Annotated in this window: 20 protein-coding genes and 1 pseudogene; 7 read left to right on the top strand and 14 right to left on the bottom strand. The window is 61.3% G+C overall.

The annotated features are described in order from the left end of the window. Positions 1–15: 15 nt before the first annotated feature. The 6 genes and pseudogenes from M0D65_RS15385 to M0D65_RS15360 all read right to left on the bottom strand — a co-directional run bounded on the left by M0D65_RS15385 (position 16) and on the right by M0D65_RS15360 (position 6,599). Positions 16–2,205 (bottom strand): S46 family peptidase, encoded by a 2,190-nt coding sequence (locus M0D65_RS15385; RefSeq protein WP_266253464.1) that lies wholly within the window; start codon positions 2,203–2,205, stop codon positions 16–18. Between the two features lie 266 nt (positions 2,206–2,471). After that, the gene (locus tag M0D65_RS15380; RefSeq protein WP_266253463.1) at positions 2,472–3,440 is read right to left on the bottom strand and encodes a hypothetical protein; all 969 of its coding nucleotides are present in this window, start codon (positions 3,438–3,440) and stop codon (positions 2,472–2,474) included. A 161-nt stretch (positions 3,441–3,601) separates the two neighbouring features. Further along, positions 3,602–4,252, bottom strand: a pseudogene (locus tag M0D65_RS15375) (AAA family ATPase); the annotation flags it as partial. A 27-nt stretch (positions 4,253–4,279) separates the two neighbouring features. Further along, positions 4,280–4,582 (bottom strand): AAA family ATPase, encoded by a 303-nt coding sequence (locus M0D65_RS15370; RefSeq protein WP_266253462.1) that lies wholly within the window; start codon positions 4,580–4,582, stop codon positions 4,280–4,282. Between the two features lie 266 nt (positions 4,583–4,848). After that, positions 4,849–5,619, bottom strand: a complete 771-nt coding sequence (locus M0D65_RS15365; protein WP_266253461.1) for a hypothetical protein — start codon at positions 5,617–5,619, stop codon at positions 4,849–4,851. 203 nt (positions 5,620–5,822) lie between these two features. Further along, entirely contained in the window at positions 5,823–6,599 is a 777-nt protein-coding gene (locus tag M0D65_RS15360; protein ID WP_266253460.1) for an NAD(P)H-dependent oxidoreductase, read from the bottom strand. An 85-nt stretch (positions 6,600–6,684) separates the two neighbouring features. Between M0D65_RS15360 and M0D65_RS15355 the strand changes: the two genes are divergently transcribed. Then, positions 6,685–7,578: a LysR family transcriptional regulator gene (locus M0D65_RS15355; protein ID WP_266253459.1), complete on the top strand. Its 894-nt coding sequence runs from the start codon at positions 6,685–6,687 to the stop codon at positions 7,576–7,578. 12 nt (positions 7,579–7,590) lie between these two features. Here M0D65_RS15355 and M0D65_RS15350 read toward each other — a convergent pair whose 3' ends face one another. Then, entirely contained in the window at positions 7,591–7,845 is a 255-nt protein-coding gene (locus tag M0D65_RS15350; protein WP_266253458.1) for a hypothetical protein, read from the bottom strand. A 208-nt stretch (positions 7,846–8,053) separates the two neighbouring features. On the opposite strand from M0D65_RS15350, the gene M0D65_RS15345 reads away from it, so the two are divergent. From M0D65_RS15345 to M0D65_RS15330, 4 genes are all read left to right on the top strand, one after another. Further along, positions 8,054–8,917: a class I SAM-dependent methyltransferase gene (locus M0D65_RS15345; RefSeq protein WP_266253457.1), complete on the top strand. Its 864-nt coding sequence runs from the start codon at positions 8,054–8,056 to the stop codon at positions 8,915–8,917. A 10-nt stretch (positions 8,918–8,927) separates the two neighbouring features. Then, positions 8,928–9,209 carry a hypothetical protein gene (locus M0D65_RS15340; RefSeq protein WP_266253456.1) on the top strand — a complete coding sequence of 94 codons (282 nt, stop codon included), beginning with the start codon at positions 8,928–8,930 and terminating at the stop codon, positions 9,207–9,209. After that, positions 9,206–9,673: a GNAT family N-acetyltransferase gene (locus M0D65_RS15335; protein ID WP_266253455.1), complete on the top strand. Its 468-nt coding sequence runs from the start codon at positions 9,206–9,208 to the stop codon at positions 9,671–9,673. The genes M0D65_RS15340 and M0D65_RS15335 overlap by 4 nt, the downstream gene beginning before the upstream one ends. 73 nt (positions 9,674–9,746) lie before the next feature. Further along, positions 9,747–10,784, top strand: a complete 1,038-nt coding sequence (locus M0D65_RS15330; protein ID WP_266253454.1) for a S1C family serine protease — start codon at positions 9,747–9,749, stop codon at positions 10,782–10,784. A gap of 89 nt (positions 10,785–10,873) precedes the next feature. On the opposite strand, the gene ggt is transcribed toward M0D65_RS15330, so the two are convergent. Both ggt and M0D65_RS15320 read right to left on the bottom strand, forming a co-directional pair. Then, positions 10,874–12,607, bottom strand: a complete 1,734-nt coding sequence (ggt, locus tag M0D65_RS15325; RefSeq protein ID WP_091014860.1) for a gamma-glutamyltransferase — start codon at positions 12,605–12,607, stop codon at positions 10,874–10,876. Positions 12,608–12,760: 153 nt separating this feature from the next. Beyond that, positions 12,761–14,311 carry an amidase gene (locus tag M0D65_RS15320; protein ID WP_266253453.1) on the bottom strand — a complete coding sequence of 517 codons (1,551 nt, stop codon included), beginning with the start codon at positions 14,309–14,311 and terminating at the stop codon, positions 12,761–12,763. A 228-nt stretch (positions 14,312–14,539) separates the two neighbouring features. Between M0D65_RS15320 and M0D65_RS15315 the strand changes: the two genes are divergently transcribed. Next, complete coding sequence (locus M0D65_RS15315) at positions 14,540–16,060, top strand: diguanylate cyclase (RefSeq protein WP_266253452.1); 1,521 nt, start codon at positions 14,540–14,542, stop codon at positions 16,058–16,060. Positions 16,061–16,114: 54 nt separating this feature from the next. Here M0D65_RS15315 and M0D65_RS15310 read toward each other — a convergent pair whose 3' ends face one another. The 5 genes from M0D65_RS15310 to M0D65_RS15290 form a co-directional block, all read right to left on the bottom strand. Beyond that, the gene (locus M0D65_RS15310) at positions 16,115–17,530 is read right to left on the bottom strand and encodes an MFS transporter (RefSeq protein ID WP_266253451.1); all 1,416 of its coding nucleotides are present in this window, start codon (positions 17,528–17,530) and stop codon (positions 16,115–16,117) included. Positions 17,531–17,630: 100 nt separating this feature from the next. After that, positions 17,631–18,395 carry a phosphocholine cytidylyltransferase family protein gene (locus M0D65_RS15305; RefSeq protein WP_266253450.1) on the bottom strand — a complete coding sequence of 255 codons (765 nt, stop codon included), beginning with the start codon at positions 18,393–18,395 and terminating at the stop codon, positions 17,631–17,633. A 21-nt stretch (positions 18,396–18,416) separates the two neighbouring features. Continuing rightward, on the bottom strand, positions 18,417–19,421 hold the full coding sequence (locus M0D65_RS15300) for a flippase-like domain-containing protein (RefSeq protein WP_266253449.1): 1,005 nt from the start codon (positions 19,419–19,421) through the stop codon (positions 18,417–18,419). Beyond that, a complete protein-coding gene (locus tag M0D65_RS15295; RefSeq protein ID WP_266253448.1) occupies positions 19,418–20,251 on the bottom strand; it encodes a 2OG-Fe(II) oxygenase in 834 nt (277 codons plus the stop codon). The genes M0D65_RS15300 and M0D65_RS15295 overlap by 4 nt, the downstream gene beginning before the upstream one ends. A gap of 3 nt (positions 20,252–20,254) precedes the next feature. Further along, positions 20,255–20,944, bottom strand: coding sequence for a CDP-alcohol phosphatidyltransferase family protein (locus M0D65_RS15290; RefSeq protein WP_266253447.1), 690 nt, complete (start codon positions 20,942–20,944; stop codon positions 20,255–20,257). Positions 20,945–21,190: 246 nt separating this feature from the next. On the opposite strand from M0D65_RS15290, the gene M0D65_RS15285 reads away from it, so the two are divergent. Then, complete coding sequence (locus M0D65_RS15285; RefSeq protein WP_266253446.1) at positions 21,191–21,622, top strand: hypothetical protein; 432 nt, start codon at positions 21,191–21,193, stop codon at positions 21,620–21,622. The last annotated feature ends 88 nt before the right edge of the window (positions 21,623–21,710 follow it).

The following is a 21,710-nucleotide window of genomic DNA, read 5'->3' as shown; positions in this document are numbered from 1 at the left end:
TCAACCACAGGCCCCTTACTGCGGCACCTTCACCTTCATCTCGTCGAGCAGATTGTCCGCGTGGTCGAGGTGGTGCATCACCCACAGCATGTAACGCACATCGACCTGAATCGAGCGGGTTTCAGCGGGATTGAAGAGCCAGCCGGAACTCGTGCCTTCCCAGACACCATCGAACGCAAGACCCACCAGTTGACCGTTGCGATCCATCGCCGGCGATCCGGAATTGCCGCCGGTGATATCGAGGTCCGCGAGAAAAGCGACGGGCAGCGAGCTTCCCGCCGGCGCAAGACCGTCGAACGCTTTCGCGCGAATCGCCGCCAGTTCCGCAGGCGGTGTGTTGAACGGCTCTACGCCGGTGGTTTTCTGCACGATGCCGTCGACGGTCGTGAACGGCGTGTATTCGACCGCGTCGCGCGGCTTGTAGCCCTGGACGGTACCGAACGTGACGCGCAGCGAACCGTTTGCATCGTGATAGGCCGGCAGTCCACGCGACGCGTTAAAGGCAATCAGCGCCGCCATATAGCCCGGGCGAGCCGTCGTTTCGTCGCCGGCAAACGTCTTGTTCTGGCGCTCCACGGCGAGCAGGTCGGGCATCAGCTCACGCATCAGCTTGATCCAAGTATCGTTGCTGGCATCGATCTGCGCAGGGGTTGCGGAAAGCAGTGCAACGCGCGTTTTGGTATCGGTCAACGAAGTACCGGCATACAGCGTCGCGACCTTCTTGGCGATGCCGGCTTCGTCGTTCGCGCCAGCGAGCCACCGATCAAGCGCAGGCAGATGCTCCGCAGCCGGGAGTTTCACGTAGTGTTGCAACTGGTAGGCCAGCAGTTGCTGATCCATCGCCGGATCGAATTCCTGGTCCAGACCTTGCTCAGCACCGAGCAGGCGAATTTCGTCACGCTTCTGGAAGCCCTCTTCCCGCTCGAGATCGGGTTTCTGCTTTTCCTGCGCAAGGCGCACGATCTGATAGGACGCGTCGAACAGCCCGCCGCGCTGGATCATCGCCAGCACGAAATTGCGTTCGCGCAGTTTCAGGTGTGCGTCGACGAGCTTGCGCAGATTAACGACATCGGCCTGCAGCGCGGCGCCGTCAAGCGCACCGCCAGGCTTTTGCTGGGCAAGCCATTGATCGAGCGCAGCTTCCTGCGCGCGTTTGGTGGCCAGCGCATTGCTACGCGCGAGCCCCTCGAGATTGCCTTGAAACAGCTTCATGGCGTTGTTGAGCTCCGCGACGAGGGTCGCGTACTTGACGCCGACTTCCGGGTTCTTTTTGCTCGCGGCATCGACGAGAGCAAGCATATCCGTAGACATGCCGATTTTTGTCGGATATTCCCAGTCGATCGCGCTTTGCAGTTCATCGGCTAGCCGATAGCGATCCGTGTTGTACGGATAGCCGGCCACCATGACGAAATCGCCGGCCTTGACGCCCTTCGGATTGAGCGTCATCCAATGCGCGGGACGAAAGGGAACGTTGTCCTTCGAATACGAAGCCGAGCTACCGTCTTTAGCGACATAGGCGCGCAGATAGCTGAAGTCGCCGGTATGGCGTGGCCACATCCAGTTGTCGATGTCGCCGCCGAACTTGCCGATCGACAGCGGCGGCGCATAGACGAGCCGGATGTCGCGTAGCTCTTTCTGGCGGATCAACTGGTAGTCGTAGCCGTTGCTGAACGTGTAGACGTCGCATCGATAGCCCGGTGTTTCGCAGCCTGCCACGATGCGTTTCTTCGCCTCGTCGATGGCAACAAAACGCGCATAGCCGTCCATGTCCGGCTTCAGTGCCGCGTTCACCTGACTCGTGACGTCGCTGATCTGCTCGGTCACGTAGACCCGCTGGGTCGGATCGGCAGGCAGTTCTTCCTGCTTCGTATGCGCGAGAAAACCATCGTTGATCAGGTTCTTCTGCGGCGTGGAGTTAACCTGCAACGCGCCAAATCCGCAGTGGTGATTGGTGACAATCAAGCCGTCGGGCGAAACGAATGACGCAGTGCAAAAACCCAGACTGACGACGGCGTCTAGCGGCCACGATGTCAGTGTTGAGAGTTGTTTAGGATCGAGCGCGAGGCCGCGTTGTTGTAACTGGCCCGCGAGAGCGGGAAGTTGCGACGGCTGCCACATCCCTTCGTCGGCGTATGCGTTCTGATGAATCACCAGTGCAGATGCGATAAGCGTCACACCTGTTGCGAGCCAATTCCTTGTGAGCATTGTGTCCTCAAGTGTTTTTCGTTTTGTCGTGACGTCGTTCGCCACCTTGGTTGGGGACTTGCAACGTACGCAGCGACCATGACGTACCTGTTTGGCACAGCAAAGAATCTGCGCGGTCGCCGTAGGCGCAAAGGCTAACGCAGGCGTTTCGCCGTCGCAATCGGTGTTTGGGGGGCTGAATGCAAAAAGAAAGCTACAGCAACCGGAATGGTTTCGCGAAACGACAAGGTCAACGCGGCCTGGTCAAACCGAGTGGACCATGCCGATCAGGGTTGAGACGCTGCATCCGGCTTGACGACCATAGCGACCGGTTGCCCCGATCCAAATGCCTGCTGAAACTTCGGCCAGAACTCCTCGCCCCAGCTTTGTAGCTTCGCGAGATAAGCAACCTTCGCAGAAAATCTAGGAGCGTTCGTTGCATGCCAGTCCGATTCGCGGGCGGAAAGCGCCGTGTTGGAACTAATGCCTTCGACTTCGGGATCGAACATGTATGAAACCTCGAGCAGACCCCAGGTTTCCGCGCGCGTGAATCGGACATTGACCATGTCCTGCGGGTAGGTCACGCCCTTTGCCGCAAGATCGCCCGCCGCGGCGCGGTCAAGGGAAGAGATTTTGATCGCGCGATCCGCCCACTGCTGCAACGGCGGGGTGAAATAGTGATTGATTAGCCAGCATCCCTGATGGTCAAACGCCGTCACTGAGTCCAGATACAGATAATTCAAATCCGGGTTGCCAGTCGTGCAGGCATTCGCGGCAGGAAAACCCGCGCCTGGCTGATCGTTGCTGTGCAATGCAAACAATCTGATCGCACCGACAAGCCGCTTGTGCTCGATTCGCCCGAGAAAATAGGCCATTCCCGATGCACCGCGTGTGCGAGCCGTGCTGTTCGCAAGCACGGCCCACTGTCCCGGAGGTAGCGGGACATTGAACCCCTCGACCGGGATCACCTGCCGATAAGTCCGGCCAAGCAGAGCACCATCGAGACCGGAGATATCCGGCTTGGCCGCTGCACCCGGGACTGCCATTGAAATCGCGGCCGTTGCCGGTGATTTCGTTGCGAGATCGGCTACTGCAACCGCTTTTTGAGGAACTGTCGGCTTCGTCCTCGTAGTGGCGCTTGCGACTGCTTCTGGCGTAGTGACTGTGGGTCTGGTCTGCGCAACGACCGGCGGCGTCGTCGAGACGGGTGCCCCCACCGCCGGCTCCGGCGAATGATAGGTCACTGCCTCGGGCATCGGTGGGGCGGGCATCACATCGAGTGCGCGCCATTTTGGGGGAAAGCACACCACAACGACAGTCGACAACGCCGCTGCCGAAACGCACAAGCGCCACACGGGCGCGCGTGCCCACAATGATTTGCCGTGAGTGCTCGACAGGTTGGATACGTTTGGACTCGTCATTGCGGCTTGGCGATCACGCCTCCCTCCACCGACACGAGCGCGACCTTGGTATGGCCGTGCTCTTTGGCATCGATGAGTGTGTCCGCCAGCGACTCCTCGACCGCACGGACGAGATCGCGCGACGACGCACCCGTACCTAGCCGGCTCTGACGTCGCATCATGTTGATCAGAATATCCGGATCGATGCCTTCATCGGCCACATCGAGGCCGTAGCTCTTGATCATCGCTTCGATTTCAAGCGCTGCAACGCGGGCGATATCCAGACCAGTGAGCGATTTAAAAACGAAAATACGATCAATGCGATTGAGCACCTCGGGGGCAAAGCCCGCCTCACCGAGCGCATTTGTCGAGGCGCGTCTCAGTTCATCCGCATCGTCTGCGAATCGCTCGCTCAACGCATGAAGCGCGTCGGTGGCGGCATTCGTGGTTAGCATGAAGATCGCACGGGTCGTCGAAATCTGCTTTCCGTCCGATGCCTCGGTTACGAAACCATCGTTCCACGCCGTCAGGAAATTCTTGTGAACCTCGGGGTGAGCCTTTTCGATTTCATCGAGCAATACGACCGCATCGGGTGTGTCGCGCAAAGCAGCCGTAAGTTTGCCGTAGGAATTCGAACCAACGTATCCCTTCGATGCACCGAACAATTGCGTCGCGCCGTGTGCGCCGCTCGAGAACTACGTCATATCGAAGTGCAACAGCGCACGACCGAGTTCCGCTGCCAGACTTTTCGCCAGATAGGTTTTCCCGGTTCCTGGCGGCCCCGCCAGCATAAACACACCGATCGGCTTGTTGCGCTGCCGGAGTGCGAGACGGCGACGAATTTGCGCCGCGATATCGTCGCAGACAGCGTCCTGACCGATCACCTTGCTCTTTAGCGCGCTCGCGAGTTTCTCCGCATCGAGAATCTGCGGCTCGGGTTCCTGGGCAATCTTCTGCTCCAGGGCACGTCGATTCGTAAGCCTGTCCAGTGCGTCCATTAACCACCCGCCTTGTTTGACATCGCCGTATTGAGTTCGATGTCGATCGTGAAAATAGCCTGCAAAGACGATTAACCAGAACACTACTGCAATTGCAAATCCGATCCACGCGTGTTCATGCAAAAACCTCGCGGCTTCATGCGCATGCTGTTCGAGATCCGATCGCGCAGGCCCGTGTTGAGACAGGAACTGTCCCAACGCTACGCACGCCATCACAAGAAAAGCGAGGGGCGCGTAACGCGTTGCAAAGGAGTTGAGCCAACGCATCAGTTTGTCCTGACGTTCAAGGTAAGTACCTGCCCGACGCTCATGATCGGCAGGATTGCTTGTGCAGATCCAGAACCGAGGCCGACGGTAATGCCACCGCCGTCGCCATCTCTGATTCCGGTAATACGAATCTGCCCACTCGCAGACACGGGAACCGCGAACGTGATGCCACGGTTGGTCAGCGAGACCGTTCGCGAATAGCCCGCACTATCGATTCGAACAACATCGCCGTCTTCGACATTGCTATCCCAGAGGCGCACCCAGACGAGGACCGGTTGCGCAGCCTGAGTGGCTGGAGCGGCCTGCGCCAGTGCAGTTGTAGCAGGAGCTGGCGCTGGAGCGACATCGGTATGCGCGGCGGCCGCACCTGCGTTGTCGCCTGAGGTTTTCGTCGACGACGCATCAGCGGGAGTCGCATGTGTCGGCGAAGTCGCCGGACTCTGCGCAAGTTGCAGGCGCAACCTTGATTGTTCGTCGGGCGTTAAATGCATGGAATCGAAAGCAGTCGGGAATTCCGCAGCAGCAACCTTCGATACCGGAAGATATTTGATTGCCTCAAAAGCCTCGGTGCGTAATTTTTGATCCGACACGCTAACGTCGTCACCTGGTTCTCCACCGAACCATGCGGTTCCCGATGTATAGAAAACGCCCGACGCAATGACGCCAGCAACGACCACCGCTGCAAGCGCGGTCTTTGCCAGAATAGAAAGATTTTTGTAATGCCTGTCAGTCTGTGAAGCAGGTTGTAAGTTTTGTCGTTCCAAGCTCATTGGAAGCATCCCCTGGGATCTTCTTCTATACGAATGCAGTACCTTCGCTTCAGGATCTCTTACGAATTGGGCAGAGGATATCCTGAACGCGATGTATAGGGAATGCCAGTGGAGGAACCTTACATATGGGAAAGCAAACTCGAATCGTTCAAGCGCATTTTTCAGTAACGGAAACGCCCCTTGTATATCCGAAGGGGCACCGCCTACGCCCTATGCGCCGCAAACCCAACCTGCCCCGGCGCAATATCGTCCTTCAGTGTGAGCTGCGGAATATCGTAGGCACCGGCATTCTGCGACCGGAATGCTAACGGTGGCGTTGTCCAGAGATTATCGAGTCGCTGCCCGAGCGCATCGCAGATCGTCGAGAATCTCGTCTCGTCGATCCGGCTGGTCCGATGGATCACGAACGGCGGCAGCACATCGAAGCCCGGGTAATACAGCACACCGTGCTGGATCGGAAACAGCACATCGTCAATCGGGCCATTGATCCCTCTCGCGCTGTAGTGCGACTCCCATCCGCCCGTGGAGACAATCAGCATCGCACGCTTGCCTGCCATCGCTCCTTCCCCGTAGCGATCACCCCAGTGCGTATCGGAGTGCTCCCCCACACCGTAGGCAAAACCATACGCATAGACACGCTCCACCCAGCCCTTCAGGATTGCCGGCATCGAAAACCACCACAACGGAAACTGCAGGATGACCGCATCCGCCCACTTCAGTTTCTGCTGTTCGAGCGCGATGTCTGCGCTCTGCAGGCCATTTTCGAACGCATGCTTCGAGTCGAGCGCGGGATCGAAACGCGCATCGGGTTGTCTGTCGATGCTGTCAAGCGCATCGAGCGATGCCTTCCAGTTCATTGCGTAAAGATCCGATACCTGAACGACGTGTCCGGCATCTTCAAGACGCTTGACTGCAAAGCGCCTGAGCGAGCCGTTCAACGACCGGGGTTCGGGGTGAGCATAGACGAGCAGCACATTCACGATTGGACCTCCATGACGAGAAGAACGCAGAATAGGGTCTCGTCAGGTATATTGGAAATGAATATCCAATATTGCAGGTATAGCAATGAATAATCTCCGACGCCTGGACCTCAACCTGTTAGTCACGCTCGATGTCCTGCTCGCAGAACACAACGTGACGCGTGCAGCGGAGCGTCTGAATTTCTCGCAGCCATCGGTTAGCGTTCATCTTGCGAAGCTCAGAGACATTTTCGATGACCCGCTGTTGCTGCCGGGACCGCGCGGCATGCGGCCGACCGCGCGAGCGGAAGCGTTACGCGAACCCTTGCGGCAAGCGCTCGATGCACTCGAACGCACCGTGGCACCCGCCGCCCCCTTCGATCCCGCCGAAGCCACCCATACATGGCGCGTCGCCGCAACCGACTACGGCGAGTCGACCGTCGTGCTGCCTGCTTTGAGCGGATTGCGTTCGGCCGCGCCGCATACCCGACTGGCGCTTGTCGAACTGGCGCCGCCGCGCATCGCGAAACAGGCGGAACAGGGAGAAATCGATCTTGCTTTTCACATCAGCGAAGACGCACCGCCAGGTATGCGGCAGCGCGTGCTCTTTGCGGAACGCTATGTGCTGGCCGGTCGCGCGGGGCATCCACGGTTGAAGAGAAGACCGACGCGCGCGCAATTTTGCGCACTCGAGCATGTCATCGTGTCGCCGGATGGCGGCGGCTTTAGCGGCGTCACCGATGAAGCGCTAGCGGAGTCAGGTCTGAAACGACGGGTGGTGCTGTCGGTTCCGCATTTTCTGTTCGTATTGTCCGTGGTGGCAAACACCGATCTGGTGGCGATGGTGCCCGCGCGGCTTGTTCGCGATACCCATGCGCTGCAGGTTGTCGAATCGCCGGTTGAAGTCGCTGGCTACGAAATGACCATGCTGTGGGACGAGCGCTCTCATCGCGACCCGGCGCATCAATGGTTGCGGGAGCATATTGCCGGTTCGGTGTGAGCGGTTTAGAGGCTACGAGGTCAACACGACACGTACCGCATTCAGCAGAACCTCTTTCTCTTTCGCCGAATTCACGGGAAAGCGCTTGAACTCATCCGCGATACGCAAATCCGCGTAAAGCTCGGTTGAGTCTTCATGGAAATGCAGAAACGGCTTCGATTTTCTATAGAACACACCCGTCGATCGTTCCCGCAAATCCGGCAGCGTGCGCAGATCGCGGAGCAGTTTCTCGAGACGGTTGAAAGCATCGATACCCGCGTGTTTCATGGCAGTCCGTCGTGGTGAATATCAGTCGATATTGAATTCCGTCGGGCACGCGCTCAGACGCCCCGGCGCCCTACGAAACGACCGGTTGATAATTTACTCGATTGCTAGCTAGCATAGTAGCTTTCATGGGTGATGAAGACGACTGAAGGCTTCGTCTCTCTAGCGGAGATGAGCCAACCCGGATCCATCCAAAAGGAAACCGCACATCATGCAAGACGACAAGCAGACAGCGGCCGCCGACACTACGGCGGTCCGGGTTGCGCTATGGCGTGCTTTACACGTCCAGGCCGATGCGCCGCCGCACGTGATCGAAGACGAACTCGGCCTGCAACTGGCGGCCCCTGGAGATGACTGGCGTCAGCGTCCCGACATGGACCCGGACGGCACGCGTGGCTTCCGCGCGGGAATCGTGGCACGCGCACGCTTCGTCGAAGATCTGGTCGCCGAACAGGTCGATCGCGGCATCCCTCAGTACGTGATACTCGGCGCCGGCCTCGACACCTTTGCACAGCGCCGGCCGGAGATCGCATCGCGTCTGCAGATATTCGAGGTCGATAAGCCCAGCGCAGAGGCATGGAAACGTGAGCGCTTGATCGAACTCGGTTTCGGCATCCCCGAGTGGCTGCACCTCGTACCGGTCGACTTCGAAGCAGGCGCATCGTGGTGGGAACGACTGGCCGCCGAAGGCTTCGATGCAAACCGACCTGCGTTAGTCGCGTCGACGGGCGTCACGATGTACCTCACGAAGGACGCGATCGCGGCCACCCTGCGGCAGGTCGCAATGCTCGCACCAGGCTCCACGCTTGCGATGACATTCCTGCAGCCCCCCGATCTCGCCGCCCCTGATGAGCGCACGACGTATAAAGCAGTCGAGAAATCCGCACGCGCGTCCGGCACACCGTTTCTCAGCTTTTTCAGTCCGCCCGAGATGCTGGCACTCGCCCGCGAAGCGGGTTTCCGCGAGGCACGCTGCGTATCGGCACCCGACCTCATCGAGCGCTACTTCGCTGGCAGAACCGATGGGTTCAGACCGCCTGCGAACGGAGAAGCGTTTCTGATTGCGACGACCTGAAGTACAACCGATGAGCGAATCAACCGTGATCGCCGCAGCAGATGCCTTTACGAACTGGGCGCAACCCTGGGCATTCTACGAATCGACTATCGCCCAGCCGGACCTCTCCGCGAGCGATCGCGCCACGATCCGCGATATCTGGTCGGAGGCGTGCAACGCGCGTCACTGGCAAGATGCCTCTTTGCAGGAATGCAGCGCGTGTGCCGAGCGCGCGCTGCATGTCGTATTCCCCTGGCTGCCCGCTCAGACACGTGCGCAGTTCGTGCGCGCGGCTTCATATCAATGGCGATGACAGAGATTCGTGCCGCCCAGTTTCCCGAGCATCTCGAAGCCGTTCGCGCGATTTTTCGCGAGTACGCGGCGAGCCTTCCCGTCGATCTCGACTTTCAGAATTTCGCCGCGGAACTGGCCGATCTTCCGGGTAAATATGCGGAGCCTGAAGGCCGCGTGTTGCTTGCGTGGAGCGGTCGTGAAGTGCTGGGTAGCGTGGCCATGCGGCCGCTCGCCAACGACATCTGCGAAATGAAACGCCTCTATGTGCGCCCAGCGGGCAGAGGACAGTCGCTTGGAAGGCAACTCGCGATGCGTATCGTCCAGGTGGCGAAAGAAGCGGGCTACCGGAAAATCCGCCTCGATACGCTGCCGGACATGGCCGCGGCGCAGCAACTGTATGCATCGCTTGGATTTCAGGCTATTGCGGCCTATGTATACAACCCCGTGGCAGGAACGCAGTTTCTGGAACTGGATCTGGCTTGAGGCGCCGTCGCCTCACCCTTGAAAACCCACCAACCACCCCGCATCTGCGATCCCGTTTATCCGGAGCTTCGCCATGGGAAGCCGTCCCCGTTTTATCGACGATCTGTCGGGTGCCGCAGGCGCCGCGCCGGATGCCGCGACGCCGCATCTGCTCGATGACACCGCCCTGCTCGATCACTATTCCCGCACGGTCATCGGCGCGCTCGAGCGCGTGCGCCAGGCCGTCGTCTACATCTCCGTCGAGCGGCACACGCCCGGCGATTCGCACGGCCGCGGCACGCGCGGCGGCACCGGTTCGGGTTTTCTGTTCACGCCGGACGGTTATCTGCTCACCAATAGCCATGTCGTGCACGGCGCCACGCACATCCGCGTAACGCTCGCCGAAGGCGCCACCTACGACGCGGATCTCGTCGGCGACGACCCAAGCAGCGATCTCGCGGTGTTGCGCATCGGTTCCGCCGAACCATTGCCGCACGTCGATCTCGGCGAATCAAGCAAGCTGCAGGTCGGCCAGATCGCAATCGCGGTCGGCAATCCGCTCGGCCTCGCGCAGACGGTGACGACCGGTGTCATCTCCGCACTCGGCCGTTCACTGCGCTCGAATTCCGGCCGCATGATCTACGACGTGATCCAGACCGACGCAGCGTTGAATCCGGGCAACTCCGGTGGCCCGCTGATCAACTCGGCGGGCCAGGTGATCGGCGTGAATACGGCGATCATCCCCGGCGCGCAGGCCATCTGCTTCGCGACCGCGATCGACACCGCGAAGTGGGTGATCATGCAGATCTTCACGCACGGCCGCGTGCGGCGCGCGTACATCGGCGTGGCCGGCACGACGACGCCGATCTCGCGTCGCGTGCAGCGCTACTTCAGTCTCGCATCGGTGAGCGGCGTGCATGTGATGGAAGTGGTCAAAGGCAGCCCCGCTGAGCTCGGCGGATTGCATACCGGCGACCGCATCGTGGCGATCGATGAGCAGCCGGTCGGCGACGTCGACAGTCTGCAGCGCACGCTCGACGCATCGCGGATCGACCGGCCGGTGAAGGTCACTATCCTGCGCGGCGCGCAACGGCTCGATCTTACGGTGACGCCGAGCGAACAGGCAGGTTGATACGACGACAACGCACCAGACAAAAACGGCGTCCCGCATCACTGCGGAACGCCGTTGTCTATTGAACGCTCAGACGCGCGTTATAGACGTTAGGGAATCAATCGCGTCACGCCACGACCGCGCGGGTCAGCCGCCGCATCCGGCGTATCGCCATTGATCTTGATCGCCTGAATATCGCCGCTGAAGTCCTGGCCTTTCAGGTTGTAGCCCTTCGCTTCAATCTGCTGCGCGAGCTCGCCGTCGATCGGCTTGTACGGCTCCCAGAAAATCGTGTTCGGCGGCAACAACTGGTGATGGAAGCGCATCGCGGCAACAGCTTCCTTCAGCGGCATGTTGAAGTCGTACACGTTGTTGATGACCTGGAAGATCGACGTGAAGATGCGCGAGCCACCCGGCGTACCGATCACCAGCGACACCTTGCCGTCCTTCGTCATGATGGTCGGCGTCATCGACGACAGCGGACGCTTCTTCGGTTCGATCGAGTTCGCATCGCTGCCCACCACGCCGAACATGTTCGCGACACCCGGCTTCGCGGAGAAGTCGTCCATCTCGTCGTTCAGCACGATACCCGTGCCTTCAGCGACAACGCCCGAACCAAACCAGCCGTTGAGCGTGTACGTGTTCGACACCGCATTGCCCCACTTGTCGACCACCGAGAAGTGCGTGGTCTCCGCCTTCTCCGGCATCGACGTGCCGAGGCCAGGCTGGACGCTCTTCGTATCGGACGGCTGATTCGGATTCACTTCGGCCGCACGCTTCGCGATGTACGCAGGGTCGGTGAGTTGTGCAACCGGCACCTTGTAGAAGTCCGGATCGCCGAGATACTGCGCGCGATCGGCAAACACGCGCTTCTCGATTTCCGCGATCAGGTGCACGTATTGCGGTGAATTCAGTGCGACGTCCTTGAAGTCCGGCGCGAGGTCGGCCTTCATCTGCAGCAGTTGCAGCAGACCGATACCGCCGGAGCTCGGAGGCGGCGCGGTGATCACGTCATAGCCGTTCCACGTGCCCAGCACCGGCTGACGCCACACGGCCTTGTACTGCTGCAAGTCCTGCTTCGTGATGAGGCCATGACCGCGCATCGATGCGGCGATCAGGTCAGCCGTCTTGCCCTGGTAGAAATCTTTCGCACCCTGGTTCGCGATACGTGTCAGCACGGCGGCGAGATCGGGCTGCTTGAACGTCGTGCCCGCCTTCATCGCGCCGAAGTACGTGTCGAAGTTCGTCTTGCCTGCGAAGTCCTTCGCCGCTTCCTCGCGGCGACTTGCCAGCGCTTCGTCGACTACGAAGCCATCGCGCGCGTACTTGATGGCGGGCGCGAGAACCTGCTTCCAGGTCAGCTTGCCGAAGCGGTGCTGTACTTCCGACATGCCGGCCACGGTACCCGGTACGCCGACCGCGTAATAGCCGAACAGACTCTTGCCTTTGATGACGTTGCCCTGATCGTCGAGGTACATGTTCTTCGTCGCGGCGAGCGGGGCACGTTCGCGATAGTCCATGAAGTACGGTTTGCCGTCGACATACAGCGTCATGAAACCGCCACCGCCGATGTTGCCCGCTTCGGGGTATGTCACCGCGAGCGAGAATGCGATTGCGACGGCGGCATCGACGGCGTTACCGCCTTCGTTGAAAATCTGTTCGGCCGCATCGGCAGCGTACTTGTCCGAGACCGCGACGGCCGACGCATTGAGAATGGCGGGTTGCGGCTTCGAAGGCGCCCTGGCATATGCCGGCGCGGTTTCGACGAAACCAGCGGAAACGGTGACCAGTGTGACAGTGGCGAGCGCGGCTGCAGACAGTCTGGCTCTTGCAAATAATTTCATTGGGTGTCCCCCATGACAGTTCCTCTGTTGGCATGAAAAGTCTGTCTTGGGCTTATAACATGCCAATTGCCTGTTTGCGAAGCCGCTGGAAGCCCTGAGTGCGTGCGGCAATTCCGCACGCAGCGTGTCGTGATCTTGCCGCCCGCAGATACGTCAGCTCGTTAAAGGCGGTATCGCCGTGCGCGTCTGGAAGCTCGGCTCGCGACGCCACTGCGTCGCCTGCTCGAATGCGTAGCCGAGCGCGAGCAGTCGTGCTTCACTCCACGCGGGACCGACAAACGACAGACCAATCGGCAAACCGCGCACCATGCCTGCAGGCACAGTCAGATGCGGATAGCCGGCAACGGCGGCCGGCGTCGAAAATCCATCGCTGCCGCTGTCGCCGTTAATAAAATCAGTCAGCCACGCTGTCCCGCCCGTCGGCGCAACGATCGCATCGAGCTTATGTTCGCGTAGCACACGATCCATCCCATCATCGCGTGCGGCCTTGCGGCATGTAGCGAGCGCTTTCAGGTAGACATCGCTATCGAGCCCGCCGAGCGCCTGAGCCTGCGTCAGTTGCTCCTGGCCGAAGTACGGCATTTCCTGCTTGCGATGTGCGTCGTTGAATGCAATCAGGTCGGCGAGCGTATGCACCGGCGCATGTGGCGCAAACGTCTTCAGCCATAACGGCAGATCGTGCTTGAACTCGTGCAGCAGCACGGCCTGCTCGGCATCGCCGTAGCTCACCTTGGGCAGATCGACCGGATCGACAAGAACGGCACCGAGCGCAACGAGTTTCGCGAGCGCACGTTCGATCTGCTGGTCGATTTCGTCATGGCCCGTGAAGAAGTTGCGGGCGACGCCGATACGCGCGCCGCGTAGTGCGTGCGGATCGAGCGCAGCCAGATAGTTATCTGGTGCCGGTGCATGCTGTGTGGCGGGATCGAGCGGATCGGTGCCGGCCATCGCGGCAAGCAGTCGCGCAACATCGGTGACGGTGCGCGCAATCGGCCCTGCCGTGTCCTGCGTGTGCGAGATCGGTATGATGCCGTCGCGGCTCACACGGCCAACCGTCGGTTTGAGCCCAACCACACCATTGATCGATGAAGGCGACACGATCGAGCCATCGGTCTCAGTGCCGACCGCCATGTCGGCAAGACCGGCGGCAACAGCCACCGCCGAACCCGAACTCGAGCCACTCGTATTGCGATCGAGTGCATACGGGTTACGCGTGAGGCCACCGCGTGCGCTCCATCCACTTGTGGAGCGTGTCGAGCGCAGGTTCGCCCATTCGCTCAGGTTCGTCTTGCCCGCGATCACGACGCCCGCTTCACGCAGACGGCCGATCAGCGACGCATCGCGGGTTGCGTGTACGCCGTCGAGCGCAAGCGAGCCGGCGCTCGTCGACATGCGGTCGCCCGTGGCGATGTTGTCCTTCACGACGACGATGCTGCCGTGCAGCGGCCCACGTACGTGTCCCGCGCGACGTTGCGCATCGAGCGTACGGGCAATCGTCGCTGCATCGGGATTCAGTTCGATGATGCTGCGCAATTGCGGGCCGCCGCGATCGAGTTCGGCGATTCGCGCCAGGTAATGCCGCAGTGCAACGGCCGCTGTCGCGCTCGAACCCTGCGCACGCGGCGCAGCACCGGCCGGCAGGTTTCCTGTCGATACAGCCGCGGCGAGAAGACCCAGCGAAGCGGAGAAACGGCGTCGTTGCATGAACACTCCTGGTTTCAGATGGGACGCAATTATCGGCTGTCAAAATCCATCCGGTGATCGAGGATGCAAAGACACGTTCGATCGCCCTCAGGCCGTGCTTCGTACGCCGTAAGCTAAGATATGTCGAGATTGCCGGCATCTACAAGAAAAACCGAAGCAGAGAAACCGAAGCGCCATCCGGCTTCATGATGGCTTTCACCTGCCTTGCTTGAGTCCTGGGGTGAAACCTTGCGTCGTTCGCCAAAGCCGCTCCATCTTGCGTTGTTCGCTGTGTCGTTTCTCGGCGCGCATGCGCTATGCGTCGTCGTGTTTCCAGCGTCGGCGATGCAGGTCAGCTACCCTTTTCTGATTCTTGCGCCGGCGCTGGCGCTGGCCGGTTGCGGCTGGCGCGCCCGCATCGAGCAGCGCAAGTCGCGCACACCGTGGGTATTGCTTGGCGCAGGCCTGTTGCTGTGGACGTGCGGCGTGGCACTCAACGCGTGGGAAGATCTGGTCCAGCAGACGCCGCAGACTGTCGCGTGGTTCTCCGATTTCAGTTTCTTCATCTATGGCGTCCCCGTACTCCTCGCCATTTCATTCGTTTCGAACGAACAGCAGCTCCCATTGCTTGTGTGGATGGACACCATCCAGGCGGTGTTGACCGGTTATCTCGCCTATATCGCGATCTTTTCCGTCGCACCGTTTTCGGACCATGTGCTCGACCCGATCTCGGTGCCGACCCTCGTACTCACCTACAACATCGAGAATGTCGTTCTCGCCACGGCGGCGACCTTGCGTCTTCTGGCGCAGCCGCGCGACCACGACCGCAGGTTCTACGCGATCCTGTGCGGTTATCTATGGGTCTACGCGCTCACCGCGGGCGTGTACAACTATTGGGCGGCCATTTCCAGCATCCACGTCGTGCTCGACGTCATCGTCGATGTGCCGTTTCTTCTGCTCGGTATTGCATGCGTGATCGATCCTGGGCCGCGCATCGAAGCCGACGTCGCAGCGGCGAAACGCCCGCTTGCCGTCGTCATCGAAAACGGTAGCCCGATTTTCTATACGCTGGCGCTGCTTGCGTTAAGCATCCTGCTGATACGCGATCATTACCTTGTCGGCGCAATCGGCATTCTCACCGCGCTGATCGTCTACACGATACGAACGACGTCCCTGCAAAGCCGGCTCATCCTGACCCAGCAGGAGCTGCGGGATGCCACGGACCGCCTCGAAGAGATGGTGCTCACCGACGCGTTGACGCATACCGCGAACCGTCGATGCTTCGATCAAACGCTAACGCTCGAATGGAGCCGCGCTGCGCGCACTCAACTGCCGCTCGGCCTGCTCCTGATCGATATCGATCACTTCAAGAAGCTCAACGATCGCTACGGTCATCCGGCGGGCGACCGCTGCCTCGTCGCGGTGGCAAGCGCGTTGCAAGCGGCGCTGCCGCGCAGCGGCGACCTGCTCGCGCGCTATGGCGGCGAAGAGTTCGCGGCGATCCTGCCGGCCACCGACGAGAACGGTGCACGCATCGTGGCCGAGCACATGCTGGCCGACGTCAGGGCGATCCGCATTCCGAACGAACCGTCGTTTGGCGATTTCGTGACGATCAGCGTCGGTATCGCGGTGTTTCGCTCGACAGGCGCGGGCACCGCGCATCAACTCGTCGAAGCAGCGGACCAGGCGCTCTATCGTGCGAAGGAACGCGGACGCAACCGGATCGAATCGATTGCGCAGGATGATTTTCTCGGGATGGGATCGGTGTAGCGCAGCTTGCGTCTGTGTCCAGACCGGCCGCCCCGTCCTGCGGACACGCTACCACTAATGCGCTGTACTGCTGCTACCGCGGCTACCGCGCGCGATCTCGTCGCCGGCGCCGAGCGGCAGCTTCGCGGTGACTGGGATCGATGCGAGCGAAAACAGACTGACAACGAGAAACGCCGGCCAGAAGTCGGACCACGCAACCGTCGTATGCCCCTGCAGATCGCGCGACAGTTGCAGCACGAGCCCGGCGATCGTCACACCAAGCCCCAGCGAAATCTGCTGGACGACACTTGCAACGCTCGTCGCGCGTCCGACGTCGGCGCCCGGAATATCCGCATACGCCAGCGTGTTAAGGCTCGTGAACTGCAGCGACGGAAAGAAGCCGCCCAGCAGCACCACAATCCAGATCACCCAGTGCGGCGTGCCGGGAAAGAACAGCCCGTACACGGCAATCGCAGCGCCTGCGAACACCGCGTTGTACATCAGCACTGTTCGAAAGCCATAGCGGCGCAACACGCGCGAAGCGACCGTCTTCATGAACATCGAACCGAACGCCGACGCGCAGGTAATCGAGCCCGACTTGAATGCGCTCATCCCGAGCCCTTCCTGCAACGCGAGCGGTAGCAGAAACGGCACCGCGCCGAGGCCGATACGAAACAGCGAACCGCCGAGCACACTCGCGTTGAAACTCGGAATGCGCAACAAGCTCAGATCGAGCACCGGTCGCACGGCATGCTGCGCGTACCACCAGTACGCGGCGAGTAACACACCGCCGGCCACGCACATCGCAATCGAACGCGAATTCGACACCAGTTCGCCGCCCACGAGCGACAGCCCCAGCATGAACAGCGACGCCCCTCCCGCGGACAACACAAACCCGAACCAGTCGAGTCGCCCAGGATGCGCTTCGCGCACGTTCGCGATGTGCCGGTTCGCGAGCCAGATGCCGAGCACGCCGATCGGAATGTTGATGAAGAAAATCAGTCGCCAGTGCAGATAGGTGGTGATGAAGCCACCGAGCGGCGGCCCGATCACCGGACCGAGCAACGCAGGTATCGTCAGATAGTTGACCGCACGAAGGAAATCCGACTTCGGCACCGAGCGGAAGATGATGATGCGCCCGACCGGCACCATCATCGCGCCGCCGATACCCTGCACAAAGCGCGCAAAGATGAACATGCCGAGCGAGGTCGACGCCGCGCACAGCAGCGACCCGGCGATAAAAATACCGATCGCGGTACGAAACACCGTACGCGAACCAAAGCGGTCGGCCACCCAGCCGCACACCGGAATGAACACACCGAGTCCAATCACGTAGGCCGTGATCGCGAGCTTCATCGTGATCGGATCGTGGCCGAGAGATCGTGCGAGCGCCGGCAGCGACGTGACGAGCACCGTGGAGTCGACACTCTCCATGAACATCGCACACGCGACGATCAGCGGGACAATGAAGGCGCCTAAGGCAAGCGGCATCGAAAGAGAGGAACAGCAGCGGGCGAAACGGGAAACGCGGGTGTCACCCGGACCGAGCCGGGCGACGCGAAGGAGCAGTTACGTATGAGCGGACAACGCCTCAGCGCGGTGCGCTGACGAGCGGTTGAAGCTGCGGAAGAATTTCGCGCGTGGCGCGTTCGACGTCGTTCGGGAAGTCGATCTCGATCCACGGTGCGCCGGTGACATCGGCGGTATCGAACACCTGGCTGCGTTCGAGCAGCAGGTCGCGCACCGCTTCTTCGTGCGGCATGTTCGAGCGGCCGCTGTCGACATACCCCGCGACGATCTGCGCAAAACGGCGCGCGGTTTCTTCGCGGAAGCGGAAAAAGCCCACCGATTCACCGATCGTGTCGTACTCGAGGTTCACCGCGAGCTGCTTGCGCAGTTCGACCGGCACGCTGTCTTTCAGGCACAGCTTGACGGGCTCGTCGCCGGTTTCGAAATCGCGGTCGATCAGCAGACGGTTGACCGTTTCGCCCGCCACCAGCGCGCTCAGGATGCGTTCGTCGTACAGCACATCGGCGTCCATCAGCAGCACGTCGCCGCCGCGCGTCAGCGCATCGGCAACGGTGTGCACGGTCAGCACGCTACCAAGGTCGTAGCGCGGATTCAGCACGATCTCGACGTCGCGCGGCCAGCCGATGCGCTTCAATTCCGTTCTGACGGTTTCGGGCTGGAAGCCGAGTGCGAGCACGACGTCTTCGACGCCGGCGGCTTCGAGCATCTGTAGATGACGTTCGAGCAACGTCATGCCGTCGAACTGCAGCAGACACTTCGGAAACTGTTCGCCCGCCGGCTGCTGGAGACGCAGGCCGAGACCCGCTGCAAGAATGATGGCGCGCATGGGCGGTCCTTTGAAAAAGAGTTAGTCGACAGCCGGCACGCTCGTCGAGCGGCGCCGCTGCCAGCTTCGTTCGCTGAAATGCAGAAACAGCAGGCCCGGCAAACCGAGCAGTAATTCGCGGGCGCGCTTCGCAAGCGACAGTGCGAGCGCGGCATCGGGCGGCAGGCCGACGAGCGGCGCGAGCAGCAGGTAACCGCCCTCCTGCACGCCGAGCGAGCCCGGAATCGCGAAGCCTGCGCCACGGATGGCTTGCCCCACGCTTTCGAGCAGCAGCGCATCGATCCAGTCGACCGGATGACCGAGAAAGTGCAACGCGAGCCACACTTCCGCGGTACCGACAATCCAGCCCACCAGGCTCAAGGCGAAGCTCGCGGCAACGCGCCCGCGGTTGCGATAAAGCTCGTGTACGGCGGCATCGACGGCATCGGCGCGGGTCATCAGCGACGACCAGTCGCGCTTGCCGAACACCTTCGACACGACGCGCAGCATGCGGCCGAACAGACCGCGGCGCTGCGCGATATAAAACATCACGATCATCGCGCCGAGCACGCCGGTCGCGACGATCGTCGCGGTGCGCAAGTCCTGCAGCGCGCCGTGCGCGGCATAGACGCCGAACAGTCCGAGGCCAAGCAGTGCGAAGACAATCTGCGCGAGTGCCTGCAAGGTCGTGCTGACCGTGATTGCCGCAGCCGCATCGCGCATCCGCATGCCACGCTGCGCGAGAATGCGCACCATCACCACCGGACCGCCGATCTGTCCCGCGGGCAGCAAGCTGTTCACCGACTCGCCGATCCAGCGCGCGTACAACGTGTCGCGTTCGGTCACGCCATCGCGGCGCCGGTCGACCAGCACAGAGATCGCGGCCGCGTCGAGCACGAGCGGCACGACGTGGAACGCCGCGACGAGCGCGAGCCCCCACCCGGCGGCGAGCAGCGTCGAGGTGACCGAGCCGAGCCCCTGCCACGCGAGCAGCGCAACGAACAGCGCTGCCCCGATCGACAGCAGGATCATGGCGGCGCGGGTCACGCGGTGTCCCCGCTGCGCTTCATCAACTGACGGAAGACCTGGCGGAAACCGAAATACGCAATCGCGTCCTTCATGTTCGAAATGAAACGCCGCCACGGACGCATATTCGGATTGGTCACATATTCGAACGTCAGCGACACGCGCATTTCGTTCTCGCCGGCCGGCGAGATGCGATGGCGCAGCTTGTCGCCATCGAAGAACACCAGACCGCCCGGCGGAATCTGCACCGAACCGGGCTGATCGGCGATGTCGGGGGTGCGCGTATGCAGCTCGTAATCGAGACGGCACGACGACTCGTCGATCACACCGAGCAGCACCGTGTAGCGACGGCCGTCGTAATACGACGTGTCGTAATGCCAGCCGATGTGGTCGCCCGGTCGCGTGTAGTAGTACAGCGCGTAGGCATGCGGGTCGTCAGCCGGCGACACCTGCAGACGATCGCCGCTCATCTGTTCGAGCCAGCCGATCAGTTCCTTCGAGCGATACAGCTGCGCGATGAACGGCGCGAGCCGGTCGATCGTATGGCGGCTCACGCTACCACCCTGCTTGTGGCCCGGCAGGTAATTGCGATTCACCTCGACGAGCAGATCACGCGCGCTCTGCGCGAGCTGCGCGGTGACCTCGGGGGCGAGAAAATCGTCCAGATACAGAAACGCGCCCTGATCGGCGAAATCCTGGCGCAGCCTGGCGTTATCGAACTGGCGGGTCCGCGAAGCAACCGCGCGGTCCGGATCGGGTGCGGGGGAAGCTGGGCGCGGCGGCTGGTTGCTGCCAGCCGGCAGCGCAGAAGTGGTCTCGACGAACACGTCGTCCTGAATCGGCGTACTCATCGGTTAACCCACGTTCAGACGGGTGTGCGCGGCTCCTTGCGGACGACGCATGACCCGGCGATAGTCGATCACGACCCAGACAGCGAAGAGCGGCGCGCCGATCGCGGCGGCGATCAGGAACGGCGTAATCGAGCCGGTCACGGTCACGATCGGCAGCAGATACAGCACGTCTTCGGTCTCGAATCCGCCCATAGACGCCTGCTTCGTTCCCGCCTTGCCTTCCTTGTCCTCGATACGCATGCGCAGGAAGAAAATCAGCGCGACAGCGATGCCCGCTACGGCGCCCATCAGCACCGGCGAGACGACGAACGCAGTCGCCGTTGCGCCATGGGCCGCAGCGGCCGCAGCCGCAAAACCGAAACCGAGAAACAACAGTACGGTGACCAACGCGTCGGCTGCGAGATCGTAAAAATGACCGATCCGGCTCGTTTTCCCACTGATCCGTGCCAGTTCGCCATCGGTATGGTCGACGAAATTCGACAGGACGATCAGCAGCGCGCCCGCATTGGTCGAGGCAAAGCCGCCGCGCGCAAGGCACAGCGCGCCTGCGAGGCCGATCAGCAGGCGCAGGGTGGTCAGATGGTTCGGTGTGATCCAGGTGTCGACCAGCGGCGTAACCAGCCGGCGGGCGAGGCGCGCGTCCCATGTCCTGGGCGCGGGAACGTTATTTGGAGTTTGTGGTCGCGATTTCATAACCCGGAAATATATACGGGATCGCAAAAACTTGCTCTTTTACGCGCGTCTTTTTTTGTGAAAACTGCGTTGCGCAAGCATGCCCAATACCGGCAGAAAGCGTAAATTACCGAACCTGGTTTAAAGTGCCGCATCCCGTTCTGCGGCCCGTTCCCTAGCCCGCTGCGCCGCCTTATGCCGTCCGTGGGCGGCGCAACCGCCGCGCCGACACATGCCGGCGCATGGCGAACGTGTCATCCTACCGTCATGAAACGCGCCTTTTTATCGCTTTTCGCGGCCCTGCTCACCGCCGCCCCGCTACTCGCCCACGCCGTCGCACTCGATGCGCCGCTCGCGTGCAACGAGTCCGCCCATCGCTTTATCGCGGATCTCGCCGACCAGCAACTGATCGACCCGAAACCGAACCGCGTCGAAAGCAATTCGATCAACGCATTCAACCCCGCGCACGGGGCCGATCTGACCGCGTATGGGTTTCGCGTTGTCGCGATTGTCGGATTCGAGAAGGACGATCCGATGTTCCGTAACGGCGACGGCGAGCCGCTTGCGAAGTCAGCGTATGGCGCGGTGGTGTTCGGCGGAACGGACAAGGTTCGGGCCGCGGTCACGCAGGCCGGCAGCAGCGCCATCGTGCATCACGTCGCGCCGTTCATTACAGCGATTTTCTGCAAGCTGAGCTGATCGGAAGGGAGCCCCGCGCGGAACAGCGCGGACAAAAAAATACCCCTCCGAGGGAGGGGTCGACGACACACTTCGCGGCCGGCCTGCT

Origin of the sequence: Paraburkholderia sp. CHISQ3 (assembly GCF_030464945.1) — a bacterium.
Taxonomy (GTDB): Bacteria; Pseudomonadota; Gammaproteobacteria; order Burkholderiales; family Burkholderiaceae; genus Paraburkholderia; species Paraburkholderia megapolitana.
The sequence above is the reverse complement of the archived record's forward strand: the minus strand, read 5'-3'. Positions and strand labels throughout refer to the sequence as shown.